General features: G+C 38.9%; 17 protein-coding genes. 7 read left to right on the forward strand and 10 right to left on the reverse strand.

All coding sequences use genetic code 11. The features are described from left to right. The first annotated feature begins 22 nt into the window (after positions 1-22). The 5 genes from gyrA to B9A52_RS16300 all read left to right on the forward strand — a co-directional run bounded on the left by gyrA (position 23) and on the right by B9A52_RS16300 (position 9,643). On the forward strand, positions 23-2,557 hold the full coding sequence (gyrA, locus tag B9A52_RS16280; protein ID WP_084121479.1) for a DNA gyrase subunit A: 2,535 nt from the start codon (positions 23-25) through the stop codon (positions 2,555-2,557). A 62-nt stretch (positions 2,558-2,619) separates the two neighbouring features. Further along, on the forward strand, positions 2,620-3,831 hold the full coding sequence (locus B9A52_RS16285) for a tetratricopeptide repeat protein (RefSeq protein WP_084121480.1): 1,212 nt from the start codon (positions 2,620-2,622) through the stop codon (positions 3,829-3,831). Between the two features lie 172 nt (positions 3,832-4,003). Beyond that, positions 4,004-5,152, forward strand: coding sequence for an acyloxyacyl hydrolase (locus tag B9A52_RS16290; protein WP_084121481.1), 1,149 nt, complete (start codon positions 4,004-4,006; stop codon positions 5,150-5,152). Positions 5,153-5,368: 216 nt separating this feature from the next. Then, positions 5,369-7,837: a PIG-L family deacetylase gene (locus B9A52_RS16295; RefSeq protein WP_084121482.1), complete on the forward strand. Its 2,469-nt coding sequence runs from the start codon at positions 5,369-5,371 to the stop codon at positions 7,835-7,837. A gap of 81 nt (positions 7,838-7,918) precedes the next feature. Then, positions 7,919-9,643 (forward strand): sodium:solute symporter, encoded by a 1,725-nt coding sequence (locus B9A52_RS16300; RefSeq protein WP_084121483.1) that lies wholly within the window; start codon positions 7,919-7,921, stop codon positions 9,641-9,643. Positions 9,644-9,768: 125 nt separating this feature from the next. Here B9A52_RS16300 and B9A52_RS16305 read toward each other — a convergent pair whose 3' ends face one another. The 10 genes from B9A52_RS16305 to B9A52_RS16355 all read right to left on the reverse strand — a co-directional run bounded on the left by B9A52_RS16305 (position 9,769) and on the right by B9A52_RS16355 (position 23,648). Continuing rightward, the gene (locus B9A52_RS16305; RefSeq protein WP_084121484.1) at positions 9,769-10,794 is read right to left on the reverse strand and encodes a PorP/SprF family type IX secretion system membrane protein; all 1,026 of its coding nucleotides are present in this window, start codon (positions 10,792-10,794) and stop codon (positions 9,769-9,771) included. Next, entirely contained in the window at positions 10,791-15,725 is a 4,935-nt protein-coding gene (locus tag B9A52_RS16310; protein ID WP_084121485.1) for a PKD domain-containing protein, read from the reverse strand. Before B9A52_RS16310 ends, B9A52_RS16305 begins: the two co-directional genes overlap by 4 nt. A 168-nt stretch (positions 15,726-15,893) precedes the next feature. Then, on the reverse strand, positions 15,894-16,700 hold the full coding sequence (locus B9A52_RS16315) for a queuosine precursor transporter (protein ID WP_084121486.1): 807 nt from the start codon (positions 16,698-16,700) through the stop codon (positions 15,894-15,896). Between the two features lie 38 nt (positions 16,701-16,738). Beyond that, entirely contained in the window at positions 16,739-17,659 is a 921-nt protein-coding gene (locus B9A52_RS16320; RefSeq protein ID WP_084123559.1) for a ribonuclease Z, read from the reverse strand. Between the two features lie 2 nt (positions 17,660-17,661). Next, a complete protein-coding gene (locus B9A52_RS16325) occupies positions 17,662-18,039 on the reverse strand; it encodes an STAS domain-containing protein (protein ID WP_084121487.1) in 378 nt (125 codons plus the stop codon). Between the two features lie 105 nt (positions 18,040-18,144). Then, complete coding sequence (locus B9A52_RS16330; protein WP_084121488.1) at positions 18,145-19,080, reverse strand: phosphoribosylaminoimidazolesuccinocarboxamide synthase; 936 nt, start codon at positions 19,078-19,080, stop codon at positions 18,145-18,147. 59 nt (positions 19,081-19,139) lie between these two features. Then, positions 19,140-20,258, reverse strand: a complete 1,119-nt coding sequence (locus tag B9A52_RS16335) for a toxin-antitoxin system YwqK family antitoxin (RefSeq protein ID WP_084121489.1) — start codon at positions 20,256-20,258, stop codon at positions 19,140-19,142. 129 nt (positions 20,259-20,387) lie between these two features. Further along, positions 20,388-21,566: an acetyl-CoA C-acyltransferase gene (locus B9A52_RS16340; protein ID WP_084121490.1), complete on the reverse strand. Its 1,179-nt coding sequence runs from the start codon at positions 21,564-21,566 to the stop codon at positions 20,388-20,390. A 254-nt stretch (positions 21,567-21,820) separates the two neighbouring features. Next, positions 21,821-22,666 carry a hypothetical protein gene (locus B9A52_RS16350; RefSeq protein WP_084121492.1) on the reverse strand — a complete coding sequence of 282 codons (846 nt, stop codon included), beginning with the start codon at positions 22,664-22,666 and terminating at the stop codon, positions 21,821-21,823. 16 nt (positions 22,667-22,682) lie between these two features. Further along, positions 22,683-23,648 carry a vWA domain-containing protein gene (locus tag B9A52_RS16355; RefSeq protein ID WP_084121493.1) on the reverse strand — a complete coding sequence of 322 codons (966 nt, stop codon included), beginning with the start codon at positions 23,646-23,648 and terminating at the stop codon, positions 22,683-22,685. A gap of 110 nt (positions 23,649-23,758) precedes the next feature. On the opposite strand from B9A52_RS16355, the gene B9A52_RS16360 reads away from it, so the two are divergent. After that, positions 23,759-26,149 carry a TonB-dependent receptor gene (locus B9A52_RS16360; RefSeq protein WP_084121494.1) on the forward strand — a complete coding sequence of 797 codons (2,391 nt, stop codon included), beginning with the start codon at positions 23,759-23,761 and terminating at the stop codon, positions 26,147-26,149. Next, positions 26,149-26,991, forward strand: coding sequence for a DUF4249 family protein (locus tag B9A52_RS16365; RefSeq protein ID WP_084121495.1), 843 nt, complete (start codon positions 26,149-26,151; stop codon positions 26,989-26,991). The genes B9A52_RS16360 and B9A52_RS16365 overlap by 1 nt, the downstream gene beginning before the upstream one ends. Positions 26,992-26,998: the final 7 nt, after the last annotated feature.

Consider the following 26,998-nt stretch of genomic DNA (forward strand, 5'->3'; position numbering starts at 1 on the left):
ACTATTGATCACCAAATAAAATATGGCGAAGGGAGAAAACGAGAATATAATTCCGATTAATATTGAAGATGAAATGCGTGGGGCCTATATCGATTATTCGATGTCGGTCATTGTTTCCAGAGCACTACCAGATGTCCGGGACGGACTCAAACCGGTTCATAGAAGAATTCTTTTTGGAATGCAGGAACTGGGTGTATTACATAACAAACCATTTAAAAAATCTGCAAGAATAGTAGGGGAAGTATTGGGTAAATATCACCCCCATGGTGATTCTGCTGTATATGAGACTATGGTCCGTATGGCCCAACCTTGGTCATTGAGATATCCATTGGTTGATGGTCAGGGTAACTTTGGTTCAGTAGATGGGGATAATCCCGCTGCCATGCGTTACACTGAAGCAAGACTGAAGAGGATTGCGGAAGAACTCCTTACGGATATCAATAAAGAAACAGTTGATTTTCAACTCAATTTTGATGATTCCTTAAAAGAACCTGTAGTTCTACCTGCCAAAATTCCAGCATTGTTATTGAACGGCGCATCAGGTATTGCAGTAGGAATGGCCACTAATATGGCTCCCCATAATTTGGGCGAGGTTGTAGATGGTATCATAGCCTACATTGATAACAGGGACATCACCGTTTCTGAATTGATGGAATTTATCATCGCTCCGGATTTCCCGACAGGTGGTATCATTTATGGATATAATGGTGTCAAAGCAGCTTTTGAAACCGGAAGAGGAAGGATAGTCGTTCGGGGTAAGGCGGAAATTGAAACCAAAGATAACGGGCGTGAGTCCATTATTATTTCGGAAATCCCATATATGGTCAACAAGGCCAATATGATTGAAAAAACTGCTGCGCTTATCAATGAGAAAAAAATTGATGGAATAGTAGCTATCAGAGATGAATCTGATAGGCAAGGGATGCGGGTGGTGTATGATCTGAAAAGAGATGCCATCACCAATGTTGTATTGAATAACCTTTACAAACAAACTCAGTTACAGACCTCATTTTCAGTCAACAATGTAGCTTTGGTTAAAGGAAGACCACAGACACTTAACCTCAAGGACATGATTGTGCATTACGTCAGCCACAGACATGAGGTAGTGGTCAGGAGGACGCAATATGAACTGAGAGAAGCCGAGAAGAGAGCCCATATTTTGGAAGGTTATCTTATTGCTTTGGATCATTTGGATGAAGTGATTTCATTGATAAGGAGTTCAAGGGATCCAGAAACAGCTAGAAACGGCTTGATGGAAAAGTTTGAGCTGAGTGAAATCCAGGCACGGGCTATTTTGGATATGAGACTTCAGCGTCTTACCGGAATGGAGCGAGAAAAAATCCAGGAAGAATATAGAGAATTAATGGCGTTTATTGAGGAACTCAAAGAGATTCTTGAAAGCGAGGAAAAAAGGATGCAGATCATCAAAGATGAACTGGCTGAAATCAAAGACCGCTACACTGACGCAAGAAGAACTACAATTGAGCATAATGCTGAGGATTTCAGTTATGAAGATATGATTCCAAATGAGGAAGTGATTATCACGGTTTCCCATGAAGGATATATAAAGAGAACAGTCCTGACTGAATACAGAACCCAAGGTAGAGGCGGAGTAGGTTCAAAAGGCGTTTCCACCAAAGAAGATGACTGGACGGAATACCTTTTTACAGCTTCAACCCATAATTACCTTTTGATTTTCACGGATCATGGCAAGTTATTCTGGCTCAAGACTTATGCCATACCGGAAGGTTCAAAAACATCCAAAGGCCGTCCTATTCAAAATCTGATCAATATCGATTCAGAGGATAAAATCAGGTCAATTATTCAGGTCGGTGACCTAAATGATGCTGATTATATCAATAATAATTTTTTGGTTATGGTCACCACAAAAGGTATCATTAAAAAAACAACCTTAGAGCAATATTCCAGACCTAGAACTAATGGGATCATTGCCCTGAATATCAGGGAAGACGATCAGTTATTGAGAGTCGAGATGACCAATGGTGATTCCCATATAATCATCGCCGCAAAATCCGGTAGAGCGATACATTTCCATGAGTCTACTGTAAGACCAATGGGAAGAACAGCCACTGGCGTCAAGGCAATTAAGTTAAGGGATGTTAACGACGAAGTGGTTGGCATGGTATGTGCTTCCCGAGAAGATGCAAGCCTTTTGGTAGTCTCAGAGAAAGGTTATGGCAAAAGATCTCCTCTGGACGAATACAGAATCACCAATAGAGGAGGTAAAGGAGTGAAAGCAATGAATATTACTGAAAAGACAGGATTCCTTGTTGCCATTAAAGAAGTAGTAGACAGTGATGATCTGATGATTATCAATAAATCTGGAATTACAATAAGAACTCCGGTTTCAAACCTTAGGGTAATGGGTCGGGCGACACAGGGTGTCAGATTGATTAAACTCAGTGAGACAGATAGTATTTCTTCAGTAGAAAAAATCTCGAAAGAAGAGGATCATGAAGTAATTGAAGGAAATATTGAAAATAACCCCGAAGGATTAAATGAGGGAGATTCAGAAGTAAACCCGACTGAATCTTAATTTAATAATTAAATTATACCAAAATTAAATTAGACCAAACAATTAGCAAAAAACGAAATAAAATGAAAAAGTTAATCTTATCATTGGCTTTAGTAGGTATTGCAACTATGGCCTTTGCGCAAAAAAAAGTAGTAAAATCTGCCGAAAAAAACTTTAAGAACGGTGACCTCACGATAGCACTTGATGAGGTAAATGCAGCTTTAAGTGATCCAGAAACCATGGATGATCCAAGTACGTTGTTGCTAAAAGCCCAGATTCAAACAAAAATGTTTGAGAAAGATGAGGAAAATAATATGGGAACTGTTGAAACAGGAAGGAACGCCTTTGCGGATTTCAATGAGACAATGGAAATGGTCGGAAACGACAAGGAAAGCAAAGTAGGAAAAGAAGTATATAAAGAAGATATTCCAGGAGTACTGCCTGATAATCTCCGGCCTTTTTCTTTGGAAACATTAAGACAAGCTTCCTTCAACAAGGCCATTTCAACATATGAAGAAGATGATTTAGAAATGTCTTTTGAATTTTTTTCACTGGTTTCTGACATAGATCCAAATGATACAACTGCTGCGTTCAATGCAGGTTTTCTGGCCAATGACTTAGGAAAATATGAAGAAGCTAAAGTTCTTTTCAACAGGCTTCTTGAAATTGAAAACTATGACAAACTTAACGCTTATTATTTTCTGATCCAGATTGCCAGTGGCGAAGATAAAGATCCTGAGGCCGCTTACAAGTATGTTGCAATGGCCAGAAAAGATTATCCGGATGATAAAACACTTTCGGAGTTTGAAGTGCAATTATTGCTTCAAATGAATAAAATGGAAGAAGCAATGGCATCTGTAAAGGCAGCTTTGAAGGATGATCCTAATAATGCAGGATTATTGTTGAGACATGGTTACTTAATGGAACAATCAGGAGATATGGATGGAGCTTTGGGAGAATATAAAAAAGCAGTAGTAGCTGATCCCAATTTCTTTGAAGGAAATTATTATTCTGGTGCTATTTATATAGACCGTGCAAGAGCGATTTTGGCAGAAGTAAATAATTTGTCAGATGAGGAATGGGAAAAAAGAGCACCTCAAATGTCCAAGGAAGCAGATGATTTATATACACAAGCTATCCCGTATTTCACTAAAGCTTCAGAGCTGAAACCTGAAAACACTGAGATTCTAGAGATTCTTTTCCAGATCCATACCAGATTAAAAAATGAAGGTGAGGCAGAAAAATACAATCAGAAACTGATTGCACTTCTTGGACCTAATTGGTTGGAAAGATAAAATTTATCAATTCATTGAACTAAAAATGCTGACCTATGAAATGGGTCAGCATTTTTTTTGATATAATCATTGGTTTTCTTGTTGAAATGTTTGGGTAACAGCAACTCTCCTTGTTTGAAAAAAGAGATATTTTCAGCAATATTGCAGTTTATTTTAGCCCGAAAACTTTGTTGTGAATCAATTATTTAAATTAGCAGCATTTCTTTTAATTTTTCCTTTCGGTAAAGTATCGGCTATACAGCCATTGGATTCAATTCCCAAACCCAGAAAATACCAAAAACAATTCAGTATTCTTTTTGAGGCAGGGCCGATGATTCCCAGGGGCACTGATTGGTCAGATGTTATTAAAGATGATCTCAAATATAAAGCCTTGGATATGAGATTGGGATTTAGAAAAATTCAACCAAAAGTCTATAATATGGTATATCGTTATCCGACTTTTGGATTTGGTTTTTATACTGCTACATTCAAGAACCCTTATATAGGAAAGCCTAATGCCGTATACCTTTTTGCAGATATTCCTTTTCCCAAATCATTTCAAAATAATAAACTTACTTTTAGTTACCTGGCAGCAATGGGGGTTTCGTTTAATTTCAAACCTTATGATCCTGAGTATAATCCTATCAATCAATTTATTGGTTCTTACCAAAACGGATATGTTCATGTTTCATTTAATATGCGATATCAATTATTTCAGGATTTGAGTCTGGAAAGTGCCATTGGGTTCAAGCATTTTTCAAATGGTTCATTGAAGAAGCCCAATGCAGGTTTGAATTTTATTCCTTTTTCGATTGGAGCTAAATTTAACCTCAATCAATCGGATTTAGGTTTTTCTGAATATAAAGAAACACCAAAATTTGTTCCGAATGGCCAAATTAACATTTGGGTTTCGGCAGGAGGTAAAAACTATCAAAAAGGTGAAAATGTATATCTGAAATCTGTTGTTGGAGTAAACTATTTAAGACAATGGAATTATAAATACCGAATGGGATTAGGAATGGATTTGTTTTATTCCTCAGGTACTGCTATCAGGTATCCATCAAAATCAGTTTCCATAGGAGACCAAATATCGGTTGCTTTAGTAGGTTCTTGGGAATGGGTACTTACAAAAAATATTTACGTTCCAATCGCATTCGGGACCTATCTTCACCGAAATGTTCATAATGAAGAGATTAAATGGTTTTATAAAAGAATAGGAGCAAGGTATCGCTTTGATAATCATTTCTTTGCTGGAGTGACCCTTAAAGCCCATGGGTTCAAAGCTGACTTTTTTGAATGGACTTTGGGTTATTCTATTTTTAATGATAAAAACAAATATTGATTTACTCTGTAAAGTCATGCTTTCTGGATTTCATTATGCTGATTACCTTTAACCCAATAAATAATTATAATAACCTAAAACCCGTCAAGTTAAATTGATGATATTAACCAATGCCAGTGGGTTAAGTTAATTTAACTAAAACCAAACCCTCTTATATAAAAAAGAGTTTTTATTGTTCAAAGCTTCAATTACCTTTTGCTCAAATTTCAAAAAAATATGAAAAACCCTAAATGGCTTTTGTTTTGTCTATCTTTTGTAATTATCATTCCCCTCTTTTCACAAACACAACCTTCTTCAGTACTTTATCATAAACTTTTAAGATTTAAAGATACCAAGAGGGTATTATTTGTTGCTGCTCATCCCGATGATGAAAATACCAGGCTTATTGCCTACTTGGCAAATGCAGAACATGCAGAAGTCGCCTATCTTTCCCTTACAAGAGGTGACGGCGGGCAGAACCTATTGGGAAAGGAATTGGGAATTGAATTAGGTTTGATCAGGACCAATGAATTGCTAAAGGCAAGGGAAACAGACGGTGGGAGGCAGTATTTTACCAGGGCCCTGGATTTTGGATATAGCAAAAATCCGAGTGAGACTTTTAATAATTGGGACAAAGAAAAATTATTGGCAGATGTGGTTTGGATGGTCCGGAAATTTCAACCTGATATCATCATCAATAGGTTTAATACCATACCGGGAACCACTCATGGTCATCACACGAGTTCTGCTTTGCTTTCTGTAGAGACTTTCAACAAGGCCGCAGATCCATCAGTATTTCCGGAACAACTTAAATATACTCAGCCATGGCAAGCAAAGAGGATTTTTTGGAATGCATACAATTGGGGAGGCCAATATGAACCTGAAGAAGGCAAAACCTATTATAATTTTTCTGTAGGAGATTACAATCCCCTTTTGGGAACGACATATTCCCAAATAGCAGCTGACAGCCGTACCATGCACAAATCGCAGGGTTTTGGTTCCACATCTCAGATTGGTCAGGGAAATGATTTTATAGAATTGATAAGCGGAAATACCTTCAAAAACAATCCTTTTGAGGATATCAGCAATAGGTGGAATCAACTGACAAATAGTGAAAGCATCGTTAAGGCAATAGATGCTGCACTTTCAGATTTTGATTTTATTTCTCCGGAGAAAAACGCAATCAAACTGCTTGAAATCAAATCCCTTTTGGACAAAGAAAAGAGTGAAGAACTCTGGTTTCTTGAAAAGAAAATTTTTCTGGATGAATTAATTCTGGAGGTAATGGGAGTAAAAGCTGAATTCATCGTAAAAAAGGAGCTCGGATTTCCAGGAGAAAAAATAAAGACTGATTTGGTATTCAATAATCCTTCTGACATTGCATTAAAAGTTGAATCTTTTGAAGGAAAATTGTTTCAATTCAATATAGGAAGTGAGGCTAAAAACAATGTTCCGGTATCGCAGTCTTTCGAAATTCAGATCCCAAGGGACTATCCTGTTTCTCAGCCATTTTGGTTGAAAGACCCGCTTGATGGCAGTCTTTTTAATATTCAGGATCTCCAGTTAATTGGTAAACCCGTAAACGATCCCAGTATTGAAGGAACATTGAATTTGTTGATTTCAGGTGAAATCATTAAAATGAATTTACCTTTAGAATACAAGTACAACGACCAGGTGGACGGAGAAATAAAGCAGCCGTTTACATTGGTCCCTGAAGTCAATGTCAAACTGGATAAAAACAACCTGTTTCTGGTAGACGGTGCTGATAAAATACTGAAAGTTGAAGTTACATTTTACAATAAGATCCTTGAAGGGGAATTGGTGATAGATGGTTTGACGCTTGATCAATACCGAATTTTCTCCGTGGATAAGGAAGAAAGAAGGAAAAGGCTTATTTATACTGTGGAATTTTTGGATTCGGATAAGGAGTTAAAAGATGTTCTTGTTTCTTTCAAGACTGAGGAAGGACTGAAATTCAATCAGGATACCAAGAGGATAATCTACAAACATATACCTAATCTCACTTATTTTACCACTACAACTTTGAGATTGATCCAAATGGACCTCAATCTCAGTAAGCAGAGAATAGGCTATATCACTGGCGCAGGAGATGATGTCCCGGATGTGTTGAGGAATTTGGGATATGAAGTTAATTTTCTTGAAGACAGTGATTTCAAAAAAGAAAGGCTTATGTCCTATCAAACCATCATCGTAGGCATTAGGGCATTTAATGTCAATCAGGCTTTGGCAGATCATGTAGACCAATTGATGGGCTATGTAAAAGAAGGTGGGAATCTTATTGTACAATATAATACCAGTTCTCCATTGCTGACCAGAGAATTGGGACCTTATCCCTTTTCCATTTCCAGATTTAGAGTGGCAGTCGAGAATTCCCCCGTAAAAGCAGATTATTCCCATCCCCTGATGAATATGCCCAATAAAATCCTACCAAGTGATTTTGAAGGATGGGTTCAGGAGCGGGGATTATATTTTACGAGTGATATAGATAAGAATTATTCCACGCCTTTGACCATGAATGACCCTGGAGAAGAACCCAATCAAGGTTCCATGATTTTTACTACCTTCGGAAAAGGGACTTATACCTACACTGGTCTTTCCTGGTTCCGCCAATTGCCGGCAGGTGTACCGGGAGCCATAAAAATATTTGTCAACTTAATTGAACAGTCAGGTGAAGGATCAAATTAATTGGAAAAACTGGTATATAGGATTGATGCTCATCTTAGGATTGTTGATTGTATTTTTTTATTGGCTAACTGAAAGCTACTCATGAGTGGTATAGATTGGATAATCATGTTCGGGACGCTTTTGGCCATTGTTGGCTATGGCGTATATAAGACCTATGGTCAAAAGGATATGGATAGCTATATCCGGGGGACGGGAAACATGAATTGGTGGACCATTGGACTGTCCATTATGGCTACACAGGCTTCTGCCATTACTTTTTTGAGTACTCCAGGACAAGCTTATGAGGATGGAATGCGTTTTATCCAGTTTTATTTTGGATTGCCTTTGGCCATGATAATTCTTTCGGTCACTTTTTTACCCATGTACTATAAACTAAAGGTGTATACCGCCTATGAATTTCTGGAAAACCGATTTGATCTGAAGACCAGGACATTAGCGGCTCTGCTTTTTTTGGTCCAAAGGGGCTTGGCAGCGGGAATTACCATCTATGCCCCAGCCATTATTCTATCTACCTTATTGGGATGGAACCTTACTTTTACCAATATTTTTATTGGAGTTTTGGTGATTATTTATACAGTCTCAGGAGGCACGAGGGCAGTATCCATCACTCAAAAGCAACAGATGGCAGTGATGATGGGAGGGATGATTCTGGCAGGGATTCTGGTGATTCAGATGTTACCTATCAAGTTTACTGATGCGTTGCATGTAGCCGGTAAGATGGAGCGGTTGAATGTGGTCAATTTTGAATTCAACCTTTCAGACAGGTATAACTTCTGGTCTGGAATGACTGCCGCGCTGTTTCTTTTTCTTTCCTATTTCGGAACAGATCAATCACAGGTACAGCGCTATCTTGCAGGCAGTACATTGACCCAAAGCAGGATGGGTCTCATGATGAATGGATTGCTGAAAGTGCCCATGCAGTTTGTTATTCTATTTATCGGGGTTATGGTTTTTGTCTTTTACCAGTATTTCCAGCCCCCTGTGGTTTTCAATAAAGTACAGACGGAACAATTGGAACAAAGTGCTTTTAGGGAAGATTACAAATTTTTGGAAAATGAATATACAGAGGTATTCCGGGAGAAAAGCAAAGACTTGAAAGATCTGCTGACTGCTGTGGAAATGGAAGATGAAGCAGCTATTGCCTTGGCCAAAGACGGAATCAAGAAAAAAAGCCACTATCAGGAAAGTATCCGTAATGAAGTCAAAGACCTGATTGTGAAGAACGATCCTCTCGCCGAAACAAGGGATACGGATTATGTTTTTATGCGCTTTGTGATGGATTATTTGCCAACAGGCATAGTCGGTTTATTGTTTGCTGTGATATTCAGTGCGGCGATGTCTTCTACTGCTTCTGAACTGAATGCTTTGGGTACAACTACTACCATAGATATTTACAAAAGGTCTCTCTCCAAGCATGCGAGTCAGTACCATTACCTGCTATCTTCAAAATGGTTCACGGCCTTTTGGGGAATCTTTGCCATCCTCTTTGCCACCTATGCTACCTTGTTTGAAAACCTGATTCAGGCGGTCAATTTACTCGGTTCCCTGTTTTATGGAACCTTACTCGGGATATTTTGTGTGGCCTTTTACATGAAATGGGTAAAAGGGAAAGCTGTCTTTATAGCCGCAATACTTACACAGATTTTGATTTTTCTGATCCATTGGAAAAATGGCGGGGGATCACTTCTGGGAATTACCATCAATATAGGTTTCCTTTGGTACAATGTCATCGGTTGCCTTTTCTTAATGCTTTTGGCTGCGATTATTCAGTTAGTAGTTGGAAAGGAAAAGTTGGTGGTGGAGTAGAAGCGATAGGTTAGAGACAAGAAACAAGAGACAAGAAACAAGACAAAAAGGAAAGTAGTCATAGATGGGATTTTCTCAGTTTCTTAGGTCTTAAGTCTTGTGTCTCCAATCTTAAATCCCCCTGCTTACATCATATACTTAAAGCACCGCATTACCCTGCTTTTTTGGTTTCGGCTTCGGGGGTCTCCCAAGAGGAATTGGTAGCGGATAGAAACCTCATGGGCACCTCGGGTCTGATAGCCGATATTGGAAATCATAAAGTCGTAGCTGTAGCCTATCACCAATCCGTTTTCCAGGTTGACTCCGAGCATCAGGATGATCGAATCCTGATTGGGCGTATTCCTGAGACCGGGGATTCCCCTATAGCCAAGCCCGCCTATGACATTGCCATACAATGCCTGAACAGCCATATCCAATTGCTGAAAGGGTCCTTGTTGTTTGTAGTTTGCCAAAATGGAGACCTGATTATCAAAATTGGAACCGAAGTAATCACTCGCTCCCAAAGGGAAATTCACTCCGCCGTGTACACTCCATTTCATGGGCAGGACCCCGGCCTCATTGTCAGGAAAAAAACTCAGATTGGGTTGATTGATATGGTGCGCTGAAGCACCAAGCCACATCATATCATTGTTGACCAAAGCACCAAAAGAAAAATCCAGATAGCCGTTCGGTTCAAAATCGGGAATCTGATCTATACTGGTCTGATTGACAGTTCTATTGAACAAATCTACCTGATCTCCAAAGAGGAGGTTGTCCAACTTTGCACTTCTCCTTACCCAAGCCCCTTGTCCGCCAAACCTAAAGTTCCAGGATTCAGCCACCTGTAGGTTATAGGAATATAGAAAAGAAATATCCGATGTATTGATCTGCATATTGGCTTCCTGGAAACTATTGACCATAATCCCGAATCCACTGTTCAGGTCATAACTGTAATGGTCGAAATAAGCAGAATAGGCATTGAAATCATAGGAAAGACCAGGCCATTGTTTTCTGTAATTGATACCCACTCGGGTAAGTTCTGTAGATCCTGTCAAAGCCGGATTGAGGTTTAGCGGAGAAGCATAAAACTGAGAAAAATGGAAATCCTGGCTAAATCCCTGAAAGGAAATCAGCATTGCCAAAAGTGCTATGGACGTGATTTTAGCCATCATTTCAATAATAAAAAGACGTCAGTTTTGGTTTGTGTTCTTCCATCTACAGTTTTGAATTTAAGTTTGTAAACATAATTTCCCGGCATAGCAGGATCGCCCATGACAGTACCATCCCAACCATTGGAATTGATATCAGGGGTATAGAAGATGGTTTCTCCCCATTTGTTTAATACCCAAAACTCCATGGATTCTACATTCAGGAATTTGGGAAAGAAGTAGTCATTGACGCCATCACCATTGGGAGAGAAAACATTCGGTACGATCAGAAAATAGTCCAAGACGCGGATGTTTTTCTTGAGTTCCTGTATACAGCCAAAGGTGTCTATGGCTTGTAAGGTTATTTCATATTCACCTTGGGATTGATAAGTATGGGTGGGGTTTTCATCAGTACTGCTGCTGCCATCTCCGAAGTCCCAGAAGTAGGAAATGATATTTCCAATGGAATTATTTTTGAATTGGACGGGTATGCCTACCAAGAAGGAATTGTACTGCTCAAAAGCGAGGGATTCAATATCAGCTTCTAAAATTACATTGGTATTTTCTACTTGAAATGATTCGGTATATCGACATCCCTGTCCATCGGTGATATTCAAAACATATAGTCCGGAGAGACCCGTAGACATGGTAAGGCCGTTGTTACTGGATTCGCCTCCCGACCATTGAATGTTATAAGGGGCTGAACCTCCGGTTACAGAGATGGTGAATTCCTCCAATATTTCCCTTGGATTACAATTGACAATGGTATTTCTAATGGTTTCCACCGAAATCGGGACGGGTCTTTTGACTGTAAATATTTTTTCTGTTAAACAGCCTTTGGAATCTTCAATTTCTACGGTATATGTTCCTGAGGGGATATTTATGAGGTCTTTTTCGGTGCTTCCATTACTCCATTTATAAACAAAGGGAGGATTACCACCGGCAGGATTTACTATTATACTTCCACTTTCAGGATTTTCACAATCGAGGGCATCAATTACGGTGCTTTCTACCAATAGAGGGTCAGGTTGAATAATAGTAAACTCTCTTCTTATGTCACAGGTACCGAATTTGGAAACAGTTACGCCATAAGTCCCGGCATCAAGGTTAAAAAGATTTTCCAATTCTCCCCCTTGATCCCAACGGATACTGACACCTTCCAAGTCACCTTCAATATTGAGTTTGATCTGTCCGTTTTTCTCGCCAAAACAGTTGATCTGCTGAACTTCTGCATTTACTTTGAATAAAGGTGCATCTATAATACTCACGGACCGATTGAGGATACAGCCTGCCTGATCTGAAACAGTAACCGAATATTCTCCCGGACCCACATTTTCAAATTCGGTCAAATTAGATCCGAAATTCCATGAAATAATATATGGTGCAACTCCACCGGATACATTTAGTCTCATAAATCCGTCATTGACTTCATAGCAGGAAATGTCGCCTTTTTCAATTTCTATTTCCAATCTTTGGTCGGGTTCTAGGATATTGATAGGCCCTGTGGAAACTGAGCAATCATTGCCATCAATAACCGTCAATTGATAAAATCCCGCAGGGATATTTTCAAGAATAGTTCCGGTAGCTGCAAAGGGAAGTCCATCTTTCGTCCAATTAAATTGATATTCCTGATCTGTAATTCCTCCCACTACACTAACCTCAATAGCTCCTGAAGCATCTCCTTTACAGAAAACATCCCTTTTGCTGATCAGGTCTACCAACAATTGGTTTGGTTCGGTAATGATATAAGATTCTGTCAGGCTGCAACCAAAATCGTCCTCAATCAACAAATTGTAATTTCCTGGTAAAAGGTTCTCAATGCTTTCAGTGTTGGCCGTAAATCCATTGGGGCCAGTCCACGAAATTTTCAGATTCCCATTTCCGCCTTGAGGGTTTAAGGTGATTTTACCATCATTGGCTCCAAAACAACTGATACCAAAGCCTGAGTAATCACTTACCTCATCATTGATACTGATGGAAGGATTGACTGTAATGGTGTAAATTTTTGAAACACCCTCACAGTTGGTTTGTCCTCCCGTTGATGCAACCACCAGGAATTCCACATCAAGGGGTTCAGAGGTGGAATTAATGAGGTTTTGTGCAGGTATTGAATTGGTTCCGGAAGGCGCTACACCTAGCACGCCATTGGGAATTGAAGTCCAGGAAAAAACAGCATCCGGGACATCACTGCCGATAGAAACCACCTGACTTTGAGTTCCCGTACACAGGATTTGGTCTTCAATAGAGAAATTTATTGACGGAGATGGCTGTACCACAACCGTCAAGGTAAAGGGACTTCCCGGGCAATCACCAAAAAAAGGTGTCACTGTATAAACCACATTCTCAGTAATATTGCTGGAATTCACCAATTCCAGCTGAATAGATGCTGCCGGTTCATTTGATGGTTCAGCTCCGGAAACATTTGCGCCTGCACTGACTGTCCAGATAAAGGTACTGCCAGCTACAAAATTTTGAGGAGTAAAATCAAGTTTCTGCGAGCTGCAGATTTCAATGGTTTCATCCTGATATACAGGCTCAGGATTTACAGTGACGGTATAGGTAGCTACTACTTCTTCACAACTCCCTAAATTTTCTGATGCTATTTTGGCGAGAAAAATAACCTGAATAGGGACATTTGTAAAGTTGTTAATCTGTTGGGCCGGGATTTCATTGATTCCATCAGATAATACACCCACAGCACCATTACTTTGGGATGTCCATTCAATCACTGCTTCAGCAAGATCAGAACTTAGTAATACAGCTTCAGTTGTTTCACCTGAGCAGATGGTTTGATCCGGTATTGAGAATGATACTGTCGGAGCGGGGATTACTGTTACTGTTACCTGACTTTCTGTGATACAACCGGTTTGGGTATTGGTGGCTAGGACAGAATACACAGTCGTTTGCTCGGGCTTCACTGTCGGATTAGGAGTATCCGAATCCTGAATATTGCTTTGGGGATTACTGCTCCAATTGTAGGAATAATTGCCTTCGGGTAGTATTTCTGTTTCCAGTATAATGCTTTCTCCCTTGCATATTTCCCTATCCGGTCCCAAATCTATTTCAGGAATAGGGTTGACATTGAAGCTTGTGGATACGGTAGTTGTACCACATGAATTGGTGACTTCCAGAGTCACTGTCTTTGTACCAAGTGTACTGAATTCTATTATTCCCGGATCTAAAGTATTGGATGTTGCAGGAATTCCACCCAGGAAAGTCCATTTATATTCAGCTTCATCTTCGCCACATAAGGAGATGCCCGCTGAAGGAGACAAAATCACAGACCCACATGCATTTGGTATAGTATTTAAAGAAACTGTTGGAGGTGCGGCTATGGAGACCACTTGACTGGAAGAAAAAACGCCACAGGAAGTAATCAACTGTTGGGTTATAAGATATTCTCCGGGGTTATTGAAATTAAAAGTTGGATTGATGGAATTAAAGCTACTTCCTTCTTCAAAATTCCAATCTGATCCAAGATTACATTCACCACCCAGAAAATCTACAGACCAACGAAAGAAATCCCCTCCATCCGCACAGGTTCCGAGTATATTGGAGGTGTTGGTGGTCTTCACTTGAATAGGTCCACACCCCTCAATTTTATCCAGTTCAAATGATGAAACCGGTTCTGGAATTATACAGATTGTTTCTTCGGTTTCCTCAATGCCGCAGCGATTACCGGAGATGAGTTTGATAGTGTATACGCCTGGTTCCGTAAATCTTGGTGTGATGGTAGGGGAACCATTTATCCAGGAATTGGGGATTTCCGGATTATTCATCAGACCTAAGGTATTCCCCGGACTGAGTTCCCATCCACTTTCCGGACTTATTTCCCAGACAAACCTCCCCGTAGTTGTACATTGACCATTATTGCTTACCTCGTTGCCATAAAGTGTTTGATTGGTGATATCGAAAAATGTGTTTTCACAATAAACAGAATCTGCAAGTCCTATAATGGGTACGGGTTTTTCAGACACATAAATGGGAACTACCTGTGCTGATGATTTGGAGCAGGGATTTTCAGCCAAGATGGTAGCAGAAAAAGAATTTCTAAATCCAGGTGCCCCAAATTGTCCACAAGAAGTAGTATCAAAAATATGACTTACAAATGGAGGAGGGGGATGCGAAAAAACCTGCGGCGGTGTTCCGTCTGAAAAAGTAACGGTATAGGTGGTTCCGATGGGGTTGTTTTCTGTTCCTGTAATTGGAAAAGTAAGTGCTTCACCGGAACAAATATTTGTATTACCCGGGTTACCGAAACCCACTGCTGGATTGGAACCGATAAATACTCCTATTCTTCTATTTATAGTACATCCATTCTCTCCGGTTACGGTGTAGTTTAGGTAATAGACTCCAATCTCATAAGAATGTGTCAATTCATCCCAATCGTCACCTTCAAAAGGATCTGCACCATCCCCCCAATCTACCACATAAGAAACGTTGGTTTCTTTGGTACTGGAGTTGTTATAAAATGTAAATTCAGAAAGTGCATCATTGTCACAGACAATAAAATAGGGAAGGTCGTCGAAACTTGTATTATTTCTGTCACTGGCTACGTCAATAGAAGGAATTTGCTTGACTATGATTGGTTTCGTCACAGAATCAATTTCTCCCAAGGAATCAGTGACCGTCAGCGTCACATTAAATGTTTCTTCTCCATTTCCAACTGCTTCGTCAAAAATATGCTCGGGGTTTTCCAAAGTTGAATTTCTACCATCCCCAAATTGCCATTCAAAGGTGAGGCTATCTCCGGAAGATAAGTTGGTGAATTTGACGGGAGAACTGCCACAGAAATCCCCGCCCTCAAAAGTGAAATCTGCAACGGGAGGTTCTAATGTTATTTTAGTATAATTGAAAGGCAATAACAAGGAATCCAATGCCAGGATTGCACTGACTCCGCTGATTACAAATAATAAGCTGGCAGCAAAAAGAAAAGTCGACTTTTTAATTGACATTCTGAATTAATCAACAAATAAAAATGTATTACATGGTCAAATTTATGTGGAATATAAAAAATCAAAAAGACAAAAAGAATTTTTCCCGAGATTAAATATTCAAAAATTGACATGTGCATATCAATCCAAAAAACAGAAACAGCATCTACAAGTAAAAAATTGTGAAAATCATAGAAAAGAAGTGTCTTCAGAAGCTTCTTCGGTCATTTTTTCGGCAATATCTTTGCCCAGATAATTATCAATCAGACCATGGCCAAGATAGAGTAGGGGAGTAAGTAAAATTGCCACACTGAATTTATAGATATAATTGATAATCCCCACCGAAGCGACCTGGGCCCAACTCCAATTTCCAAAAACATAAAACGCAATCCCAAGCACAACAAATGAATCTATAAATTGGGAAACCAAGGTTGATCCTGTTGCCCTTAACCAGATCATCTTGGGCCCTGTGACTTTGCGCAGTTTTTGGAATACATACACATCAATCAACTGCCCCAATAAAAACGCGACCAAGGAACCGAGGATAATTCCCAATCCTTGCCTGAATATAACTTTAAACGCATAATCTATATTAAAAGGATTGCCTTCTGGGTCAGGTGTATTTACGTCTAGCCAGAATGCTGCAGGAGGAAGACCGGTGACCAGTACTATAATCAGGAAGACATACGCAATAAAAAAAGCTGTAATAAAACTGATTTTTCTGACTCCTTTCTTCCCAAAATATTCATTGATGATATCTGTGGTAATAAAAACAACAGGCCATATTACAGCACCGGCAGTCAGATTAAAATCAAGGATATAATCACCGAAAATTGTCCATCCTGCTGGTTCCAAGCCTAGGGTTCTTTCTCCCGAAAAGATTTTGACACCAATGATTTCAGCAAGAATAGCATTGGTTAGAAATATCCCACTGAGGATGATGAATAGGTTAGTCTTTTTGGACTGGAAGGTCTTTGAACTGATGACTTTATCCATAGAATATGAGAATGACAGTGAATAGATTTTTAAAAAAGTTAAGAGTTCACAGGATAAGTAACTCCCTCCTCACTAAGATGACTTTCCAAAAAGACCTCCCTTGCCTGAGCCAAAATTGGACTTAAATCCTTGTATCTGGAGGAATAATGGCCCAGTAACAATTTCTTTGCTTTTGCAGATGCAGCAATCAAAGCTGCCTGCTTCGCGGTACTATGGAAAGTTGAAAATGCCCTGCTTGCTTCATCATCATCAAAAGTGGCTTCATGATATAAAAGATCCACCCCCTGAATATATTGTATCAAATCCGGGTCATAAATGGTATCAGAGCAATAGGCATATTTTCTTACTTCTTTTTGCGGGTGGGTATATTCTGCAACAGAATATAAAACCTTCCCGTTTTTGTCTAGAAAATCATTGCCCCTGCGAAGCGTATTGATAGCTTCAATGCTGAGTTTATTCTTAAGGAGCTTCTCTTTGACCAAATTCAAAAGCCCCCTTTTTTCCTCAATCAAAAAACCTGTACAGGCAATCCGATGTTTGAGTGGAAAGGAATAAACTCTGAAATTTTTCTCTTCAAGAATAAGTTCCTTACCGTCCGTATGTGTATTTACAAACCTGATCGGAAAATCCAATTTAGAATTGCTGTGTTTAAGTTGGACGGTGATGATTTCATCCAAACCTCTCGGGCCAAATATGGTGAGTAATCTTTCTCTTTTCACCAAGTGAAAACTTGAAATCAAACCCATTAATCCATAAAAATGATCCCCGTGTAGATGGGAAATAAATATGAAATCAATCCTTGAAAATTTCAGTCTGAATTTGCGCAACTGAATTTGAGTTCCTTCTCCACAATCCAAAAGTATATAGGAACCTCCAACTTGAATGAGTTGTGAGGTCTGGTTCCTACCATGTGCCGGAATAGCAGAGTTTGATCCTAAAACAGTGACTTCAAATTCCAAAATCAATCATCTTCTTCTTGTTCCTTGCCTTCAATTTCATGAATGAAAATGGCCTCTGCAGCTTCTTCAATTGAATCCACAATAGTAAAAACCTTATCCAACATGGATATTTTCATCAATTTCATGACATGTTCCTGCGGAGAAGCAACTATAAAAATACCGCCATTTCTGCTGAATTCTCTGTTACCGACCAATAAAGCACTCAGACCGCTTGAGTCAGCGTATTTCACCTGACTCATGTCAATAACAAGATTATGGTAACCTTCGGCATTCACGGTCAACAATTCAGACTTTAGCTTTGGAGACAAAGCTGAGTCCAGTTTCTCTTCCATTGGAGTAAAAACAACAAATTGTTCTTTTTTATCTACTGTATATTTCATAACGTTTTTATTCGGTAAGTTTTTGGGAGTTGGTTTTTATTGATTTTTGAAATTTGAAGCAAATTTTCAATTTCTCCAAATGTAAACGCAATATCCTCTGTTTTATTAAATATTTTTTAAAATGGCTTTTTCAATACTTTCTTGCAAATCATCAAATGTAGATTTCAAAAATACATCTCCGGTAATTTTTTCGTAAAGTTCAATGTATCTGTCTGATATTTCCCTGACAAATTTATCCGGCATAACGGGCACTTTCTGACCTTCTTTTCCCTGAAAACCGTTCGCTATAAGCCATTGCCTTACAAATTCCTTTGAAAGCTGCTTTTGAGGAAGACCTTCCATCTGTAAAGCTTCATAATTATCTGCATAGAAATATCTGGAAGAATCAGGGGTATGAATTTCATCAATCAAAAGGATTTGATCTTGAAATTTACCGAATTCATATTTTGTATCCACTAATATCAGCCCCTTTTCCCTTGCCATTTGGCTTCCTTTCGAAAAAAGCAAATGGGTATATTTTTCTAATACCTCATAGTCTTCCTTACTGACTATTCCCTGCGCCAATATTTCTTCTTTTGAAATGTCTTCATCGTGGCCTTCCGAAGCCTTAGTGGTAGGAGTAATAATCGGTGTCGGCAGTTTATCATTTTCTTTTAAGCCCTCAGGAAGGGAAACACCGCATAGTATTCTTTTTCCTGCTTTATATTCTCTGGCAGCGTGACCTGCAAGATATCCCCTGATTACCATTTCAACTTTAAATGGTTCACATTTTTTACCAATTGTCACATTCGGATGTGGTGTTGAAGTCACCCAATTTGGGACAAGATCAGCAGTAGCCTGAAGAAATTTGGAAGCAATCTGATTCAAGACCTGTCCTTTGTAAGGAATAGGTCGGGGCAATACAACATCAAAAGCAGAGATTCTATCAGTGGCCACAATGGCAAGGCTGTTTTCAAAAATATAGACATCCCTTACTTTTCCTTTGTAAAATCCGATTTGTTCCGGAAATTTAAACTGGGTTTCTTTTATTGCGGTTTCCATTTCGTATAGCTGAAAGACAAAATTAGAAAAAGACTGCTCTTTTGAGGTGTTTAAAGAATTTATTTATTGTTTTTTTTATCAGGATCAGCAGGTATTATTTGTATAAACTTTCCTTCCTTGAACTGTCTTTCAAGAATCAATTCCCCCGATTCATTATAAATTTTCTGTACGCCGTGGGCCTTGCCCATTCTATATGGCATTACTTCTTTTGGGTTTCCGTTGGAATGAAAAATAAATGCATCGCCTTCTTCTTTTCCGTTTCTGTAAGTAATTCTTCGCTCTTCTTGTCCGTTTTGATAATAGCCGGTAATTTTTATCAGCTCTCCATAGGAATTATAGATGGCGATTTCCTTTGTTTTTCCATCAGGGAAATAGGTTACGATATTCCCTGAAATCCGCCCGTTTTTATATTGACCTTGTTCTTCAAGCTGACCTGTATCATAATAGCTCTTGAATGTTCCATAGGGTTGACCTTTTTTAACTTTTCCTTCCCTGGCAATTTGACCGTTTGGATGAAAATAAAGAGTGTTTCCATTTTGCACCCCCATATTATATTGTATCTGCGATTTTACTTTACCATCGGAATAATAAGTAAACTGATCTCCATCCAATTTTCCGTTTTTGTAATTTGATTTGGCAATCAGATTACCTGCTTCATCATATTCCTCTTTAACTCCATCAATTACCCCGGAATTATAAAAAGCTTTTTCTATCAGTTTTTCATCGGTGTCATAAACATAGCTCCATCCATTCGGCTTATTATTTTGAAAACTTGATTTTTGTTTGATTTTACCATTTTCAAAATAAGTAATTACTTCACCGGATATTTCATTTTTTGAGAATTCGACTTCTTGGGAAACCACTCCGGATTGGAAAAAACTTTTTGATGGCCCTTCACGGAAATTATCCCGATAATTGACGATTCGCAGCGTATCATCTGAAAATGGGAAGTAATCGATAAAAAGGCCATATTTCTTACCGTCTTTTAACTGACCAATTACCGCAATTCCTCCTTCCTCGTAAAACAGCTTGTAAACACCATTTGGCACCCCATTAACGACCTCATACGCCTCCTTAAGCTTGAGGCTGTCTTCATCATAATAGGTTTTGACAAGCGTCTGACTACTCAGAGAATTGGTCAGCAAAAAGACTAAAAGCAAAAGAAGATAAACTTTCATAAATTTAATTTGAAATAAAGCCGATGGGAAGGCATATCTTTTACAAGTAAGGTTATGCTTTCTCTATGCAATCAATCAAACTCATGCAGAGATAATTCAATGCATTTTGATTTTCTTTCAAAATTCCGACTATAATTTTTCAATGACAATGGCTGAGGCGCCACCACCTCCATTGCAGATACCGGCAACACCTATTTTTCCATTCTTTTTGCTTAATACAGAATAGAGTGTGGCGATAATCCTTGCTCCTGAAGCTCCGAGAGGATGTCCCAAGGAAACAGCACCTCCAAACACATTGAGTTTGTCATTATCAAGGTTCAATTGGCGCTGATTGGCAATAGCTACTGCGGCAAATGCTTCATTTATTTCATAAAAATCAACGTCTCTTTCCGTCAGCCCTGCATTTTTTATTGCTTTTGGAATAGCTATAGAAGGGGTTGTCGTAAACCAAAGAGGATCTTGGGCGGCATCTGCGAATCCTATGATTTTAGCTATTGGCTTCACTCCCAATTCCATAACTTTTTCCTTACTCATCAAAATCAAAGCAGAGGCACCATCATTCATGGTAGAAGCATTTGCAGCAGTTACGGTGCCTTCTTTATCAAAAACCGGCTTTAAAGAAGAGATTTTTTCAAACATTACATTTTTATATTCCTCATCCTCATCGATCATGATGGATTCTCCTTTTCTACCTTTTATTTCTACCGGGATAACCTCATCCTTGAATGCACCTGCTTTCCATGCTTCGGCCGACCTCAAGTAAGATTGGATGGCATATTTATCCTGATCCTCCCTTGAAATGTTCAATTCTTTGGCAGTATTGTCGGCACAATTTCCCATTGGGAATTTGTAATAGACCTCAAACAATCCATCTTTTACCAAGCCATCAACCAATTCTGAATTGCCATATTTGTATCCAAATCTTGCCTTGGGAACATAATATGGAACGTTTGACATGCTTTCCATTCCACCTGCTACTATCACACCATTTTGTCCTGTCATGATGGATTGTGCCGCAAACATAACGGCTTTCATACCTGAGGAGCATACCTTATTGACAGTAGTACAGGGTACTTCATAGCCAATTCCTGCTCCAATAGCTGCCTGCCGGGCCGGTGCCTGTCCAAGATTGGCGGAAATGACATTGCCCATAATCACCTCTTCCACTTCTTTGGGGTCAATTCCTGCCTTATTCAACGCACCTTTAATGGCTACACTTCCAAGTTCGATGGCAGTCAAACCTGATAATTTTCCTCCAAAACTCCCGAGTGGGGTCCGGACTGCTGAAACTATATATACTTCTTTCATTGGGTTTATATATTTAAGACGTGAGATTTAAGACGTGAGACGTGAGACGTGAGATACAAGAATCAAGAGCCGAGAGCCGAGAACCGAGAATCAAGAGCCAAGAAACAAGAATCAAGAGCCAAGAATCAAGAACCGAGAGCCAAGAAACAAGAGTTAGAAACTCAGCTTGCCTTGAGGATCGGAGAGGAAAGAGGTAAAATTCTTGTCCACCATGGCGGACAAGTTCTTAAAATCTTTCAATTTCACAACCTTTCTTACCAATCAGGCAATCCTTTATCAGGTCTTTTCGTAGGTTTTTTCTGATTCTGTTGGATATATCTAAGTTCAGCGGCATTCATGGCCTCGAGGATTTGAGCAGCCTGTTCGGGAGTCAGGTTCATTTCCTTGAGACTTTCACGCATCTTTTCCATTGCTTTTTCCCTCTCGCTCAGATCACTTTCAAGTTCACTGGGTTCTTCGGATTCTTCTTCCTGTTGGGATTTTTCACCGGTTTTATCTTCTTTTTTCTGTGATTCTGAAGCTTCATCCTCATTTGTTTGCTCTTCACCCTCACCATCTTTTTTATCCTGGGATTGTTTATCCTGATCCTGTTGATCTTCTTGCTCCTGATCTTGTTGATCTTCTCCATCTTCTCCTTCCTGATTTTGATCTTTTTGATCCGGATTTTCTTCCAACCACCTGCTCAACAATTCATAATTATACCTTGCAGATTCATTTTGAGGGTCTTTTATGAGAGACATTTTGAAAGAGGCAAGTGCCTCTTCATATTTTTGCTGCTCACCTAAAATGATGCCATTCTGATTGTATGCGAAAGACGCCAGGTTTTTGTCTGAACTGTTTTCCAAAATCTGATAATTGCTCTGTGCCTCTTCGAGTTGTCCATTATAATGGTAGCTAAGCGCAAGATTATAATCCAAATTGGGAAGATTGATTCCATAATCTGATTTTAATATCAGATGACTTGCAACAGAAGCTTCGTATTCAGTTTTCGCATAATCATCGGCAGCTTTTTTAATGGCCTTGTTCCGCTCACTTATTTCAGTCAGCGAGGCAGGAATCATTAAAATGATCAAAAGAAGAATTCTAGTTAGCAGATACATCTTTTATATCACGATTTTAAAGGTTTATGGTTTTTATTGGGAGCATTAAATCTATTAACGCCAAGCCCAATCCAATCAATAGAAAATAAAAGTATTTGTTGGCAGAGGCCTCTACCATTCTGGTACCTGTGACAGTACCTTCCTGACGCTCTATTGCCGATATCAGATCGGGTATCTCCTGAACTTCATCACTGAGTTCAAAATACTGACCACCTGTCTGACTTGCAATCAGTTTTAGATTATTTGAGTCCAATCTTGAAATTGCAGGTTGATTGGTTTTTGGGTCTATAATTCTGGAGTTTCCCCTTGGAATTGTACTCCCTTGTCCGGTCCCTACACCCAAAGTGAAAACTTTTACTCCCTGATCGCTGAGTTTCTCCGTAAGGTCTCCAAAATTTTCTGCAAAATCTTCCCCATCTGAAATTAATATCACAGATTTGGAATTGACATCAGGAGAATTTTCCAGACTGAATTTATCCAATGCCATGTTGAGTGGAGCGCTGATATCTGTTCCCTGATTTGGAACCAGGCCTGTGTTGAGTCCATCGAGATGAAGCTGAATCACGTTTTGATCGAATGTTAGGGGGCATTGAACAAAAGCCTCTGAACTGAATATGATAAGCCCGATCCTGTCTCCTGAAAAATTCTTTACTAAATTTTTAAGCTCATATTTAACCCTTTGAAGTCTGCTCGGACCAATATCTGTCGCGTTCATCGATTGAGAAAGGTCAATAGCAATGAAAATATCTTTACCTTCCTCTTTTATTTCTTTGAGGGCAGTTCCTATTGAAGGACCCGCAAGTGCAATCAAAAACAGAAAGAAGTAAGAAAACCTCAATAATATTTTAAAAAACAGCCTGTGCTTTTTTACTTCCAGTTTTTTATTGATTAAATAAAAACGAAATAGGTAAATAAAATACAGCAGTCCAAACAGGAAAGCCAGGATAATTATCAAATTCAAATCAGGATATGCCCAAATCATGGCCTGAAATTATAAAATATATATGAAAAGAAAAGGAATTAGATTTTATTGGTATAATTTTCAACACCAAAAGGAGTTTTGCCGTTATCATCCCAAACAATTATAGATCAATGAAGTTTTTGACGCTTTTGTATGCATCGTTTTGCATCCTAAATATTTTTTCGGCAAATGCCCAAAATGATAAAATGATAACCGGGATTGTCTTTGAAACAGATGCAGGCACCCCACTTCCCGGAGCTAATATATATTGGGAATCGGAACCAAGTAAAGGGGTCGTTTCGGATCTTGATGGAAATTTTTCTATTGGTGTTGGTGATTTACCCTCCAAATTGGTTATTTCATTTATTGGATTTACTCCTTCAATCAGAATAATCACAGAAAAGGATATTGAAAAACCCCTCAGGTTTTTTCTAAAACCCGAGGATTTGTCTTTGGAAGAAATCATTATCAGAGATAGGAGTCCTGATTTGAATATTTTAGGTACTGAAATGGGCAAATCTGTGGTTTCCATTGAAACCATTAAAAATATCCCGGCATTATTTGGTGAAGTAGATCTTTTGAGAAGTCTGCAATTGCTTCCCGGAGTGCAGACTGCAGGAGAAGGTACTACAGGTCTTTTTGTCCGTGGTGGATCCGCAGATCAAAATCTTATTCAATTGGATGGGGCACCGGTGTATAATCCTTCCCATTTTTTCGGATTTTTTTCAGTATTCAATCCAGATGCACTGAGTGGGGTGGAATTTTATAAAGGAAATATACCTGCTGAATTGGGGGGTAGGATTTCCTCTGTTGTGGATGTTTCTATGAGAGACGGAAATTTTCAAAAATTAGAAGGAGAGGGAGGGATTGGAACCATAAGTTCCAGATTTACCTTGGATGGACCTCTTCTTTCCGACAAGTCTTCATTTATAATTTCAGGAAGAAGAACTTATGCAGATTTGTTCTTGAGGTTGTCCAATAATGAAAACATCAATAGCAATCAACTTTATTTTTATGACCTGAGCGGAAAAGCCACCTTCAAATTGAGTGACAAAGATATTTTGTCGTTTTCATCCTATTACGGTTCCGATTTTTTGGGAATTTCAAGACAGTTTGGAATTGGTTGGAATAATTTTGTATCATCCCTCAATTGGTCTAGAAATATAAGTGAAGATACCTTTTTTGATTTGAACGTTTACAATAGCCGCTATCAGTATCAGATACTTTTTGATGATGAAAATAACGGGTTTGATTGGCAAAGCACCATTTCAGAGACAGGTGCGAGACTTGAATGGTCTTGGTTAAAACCAAATAATTCAGTGATTAAAGCAGGATACCATTCGCAGTTTTATCATTTTAGCCCGATCAACCTTACTTTGGCTCCCGAAAGCAACCTTACTGATATCAATACCAACCCACGCAATGGGTTTCAAAATAACTTCTTTGTTTCGGGTACTACCGATTTGGGTAACAAAATGAAAATTGAAGCCGGCCTGAGGTATACCCTTTATCAGGAAGTCGGAAAGGGAGTTGTCTATCAATATGAAGGTGGAATTCCAACTCCGGATGTTACTATCACCGATACCTTAAATTTGGGAAGATTTGAAAGTGGCAAAGTGTTTCATAGACTGGAACCAAGAGTTTCTTTAAGATATTTGATCAAAAACAATCTTTCTTTTAAAGCTTCATTCAACAGAAACCATCAGTTTGTTCAGATTGCCACCAATAGTTCTGCGGGTCTGCCTATTGATAGATGGGTTCCTGCTGGAACATATATCGAACCTCTTAGAGGAGATCAATATTCTGCAGGTTTATTTAAGAATTTCGGGATGGATAGGTGGGAAGTTTCCTTTGAATCTTATTACCGGGATTTTAAAAATGTGGTGGATTTAAGGCAAGGTGCAAGCGTTTTGTTTACAGACAATGTAGAGACTGAGTTGCTGACGGGAGTGGGGTATGCCTATGGTTTTGAATTTTTGGTCAGAAAAAACTTTGGAAAAACCACCGGGTGGTTGGGTTATACTTATTCAAGGACATGGAGAAAAATTGAAGGTATAAGCCAGGATAATTGGTATAATCCAAGATTTGACAGACCTCATGATATCAATTTGGTACTCAATCATGAATTTTCAAAAAGATGGTCAGCAGCCATGACCTTTGTATATACTACAGGTCAGGCGGTATCCTTTCCTGTAGGTACTTATGAAGTGGATACACAAGTCCTTCCACTTTACGGGCCCCAAAGAAACAGTGAAAGATTTCCGGATTACCACCGAATGGATATGTCCGTAACTTGGAAAGGGGTGGATAAAGGAAGAAAATGGAGAGGAAGCTGGAATTTCAGTGTGTATAATTTATACGGTAGAAAAAATCCATTTACGTTCCAGTTTACGGATATCGTGAACGAAGACATAAACTTTGACCCGGATTCAGGTGAAGAGATTATTTCCAAAAGACCGGGTGTAGTCATGACGTATTTATTTACTTTTTTACCTGCACTAACATATAACTTTAAATTCTGATGAGAAATATAATCTTTTACTTCTTTTTCCTGGTATTCCTTTCATCCTGTCAGGAGGAGGTAGTTCTTGAATTAAAGCAATTGGAACCAATTCCAGCTATCGAAGCAATTTGGACTAATAATCCAAATGTTAATCAGGTCAGAATCTTACTTTCAAAAGATTACTATGATGAAGAACCCAATCAGGTTGTGGAAGATGCCGAAGTCTCTATTACAAGCCTAACCTCAGGCAAGATAGTGGAATTTAGATTTTCAGAGCAGGCAAACAGATATCTGGCTTTGAACAATGTTACGGGAGTAATCGGCGAACAATATGAACTGAATGTAAAAATCGGCGATAAAGAATATGTTTCTAGGGGTACCATGCTTGAGCCACCGATTTTGGACAGCATCACCTATGAATTTAAAGAAGAAAGATTTTTTAGGGAAGAGGGTTATTATCTGACTGTTTACGGTAAAATTCCTTTTGTTGAAGAAAACAATTACCGGATCAGAATCATCAAAAACGACACCCTTATGAACAGCAGACTTGATTACCTGCTGTTTGACGATACATTTGGAACTTCAATCCTGGATCAGGGATTCGAATTGTCGGGAATTCCATTTAAATTAAATGACCGTATCCGATTGGAATTGTACAGAATGAACCGGGATGCATTTGATTATATCAGTCAATTGGTGGATTTATTGTTTAATGATGGAGGTCTTTTTTCATCTCCACCTCAAAATCCCCAATCCAATATCCGACTGAAAAGCGGTAAAGGAGAGGTTCTTGGTTATTTCTTGGTCAGTCCATTTCTCAATGAAACAGTCAGAATAGTAGAAGAAGACCAATCTGATTAATTTTCGG

The organism is Aquiflexum balticum DSM 16537 (assembly GCF_900176595.1).
Taxonomy (GTDB): Bacteria; Bacteroidota; Bacteroidia; order Cytophagales; family Cyclobacteriaceae; genus Aquiflexum; species Aquiflexum balticum.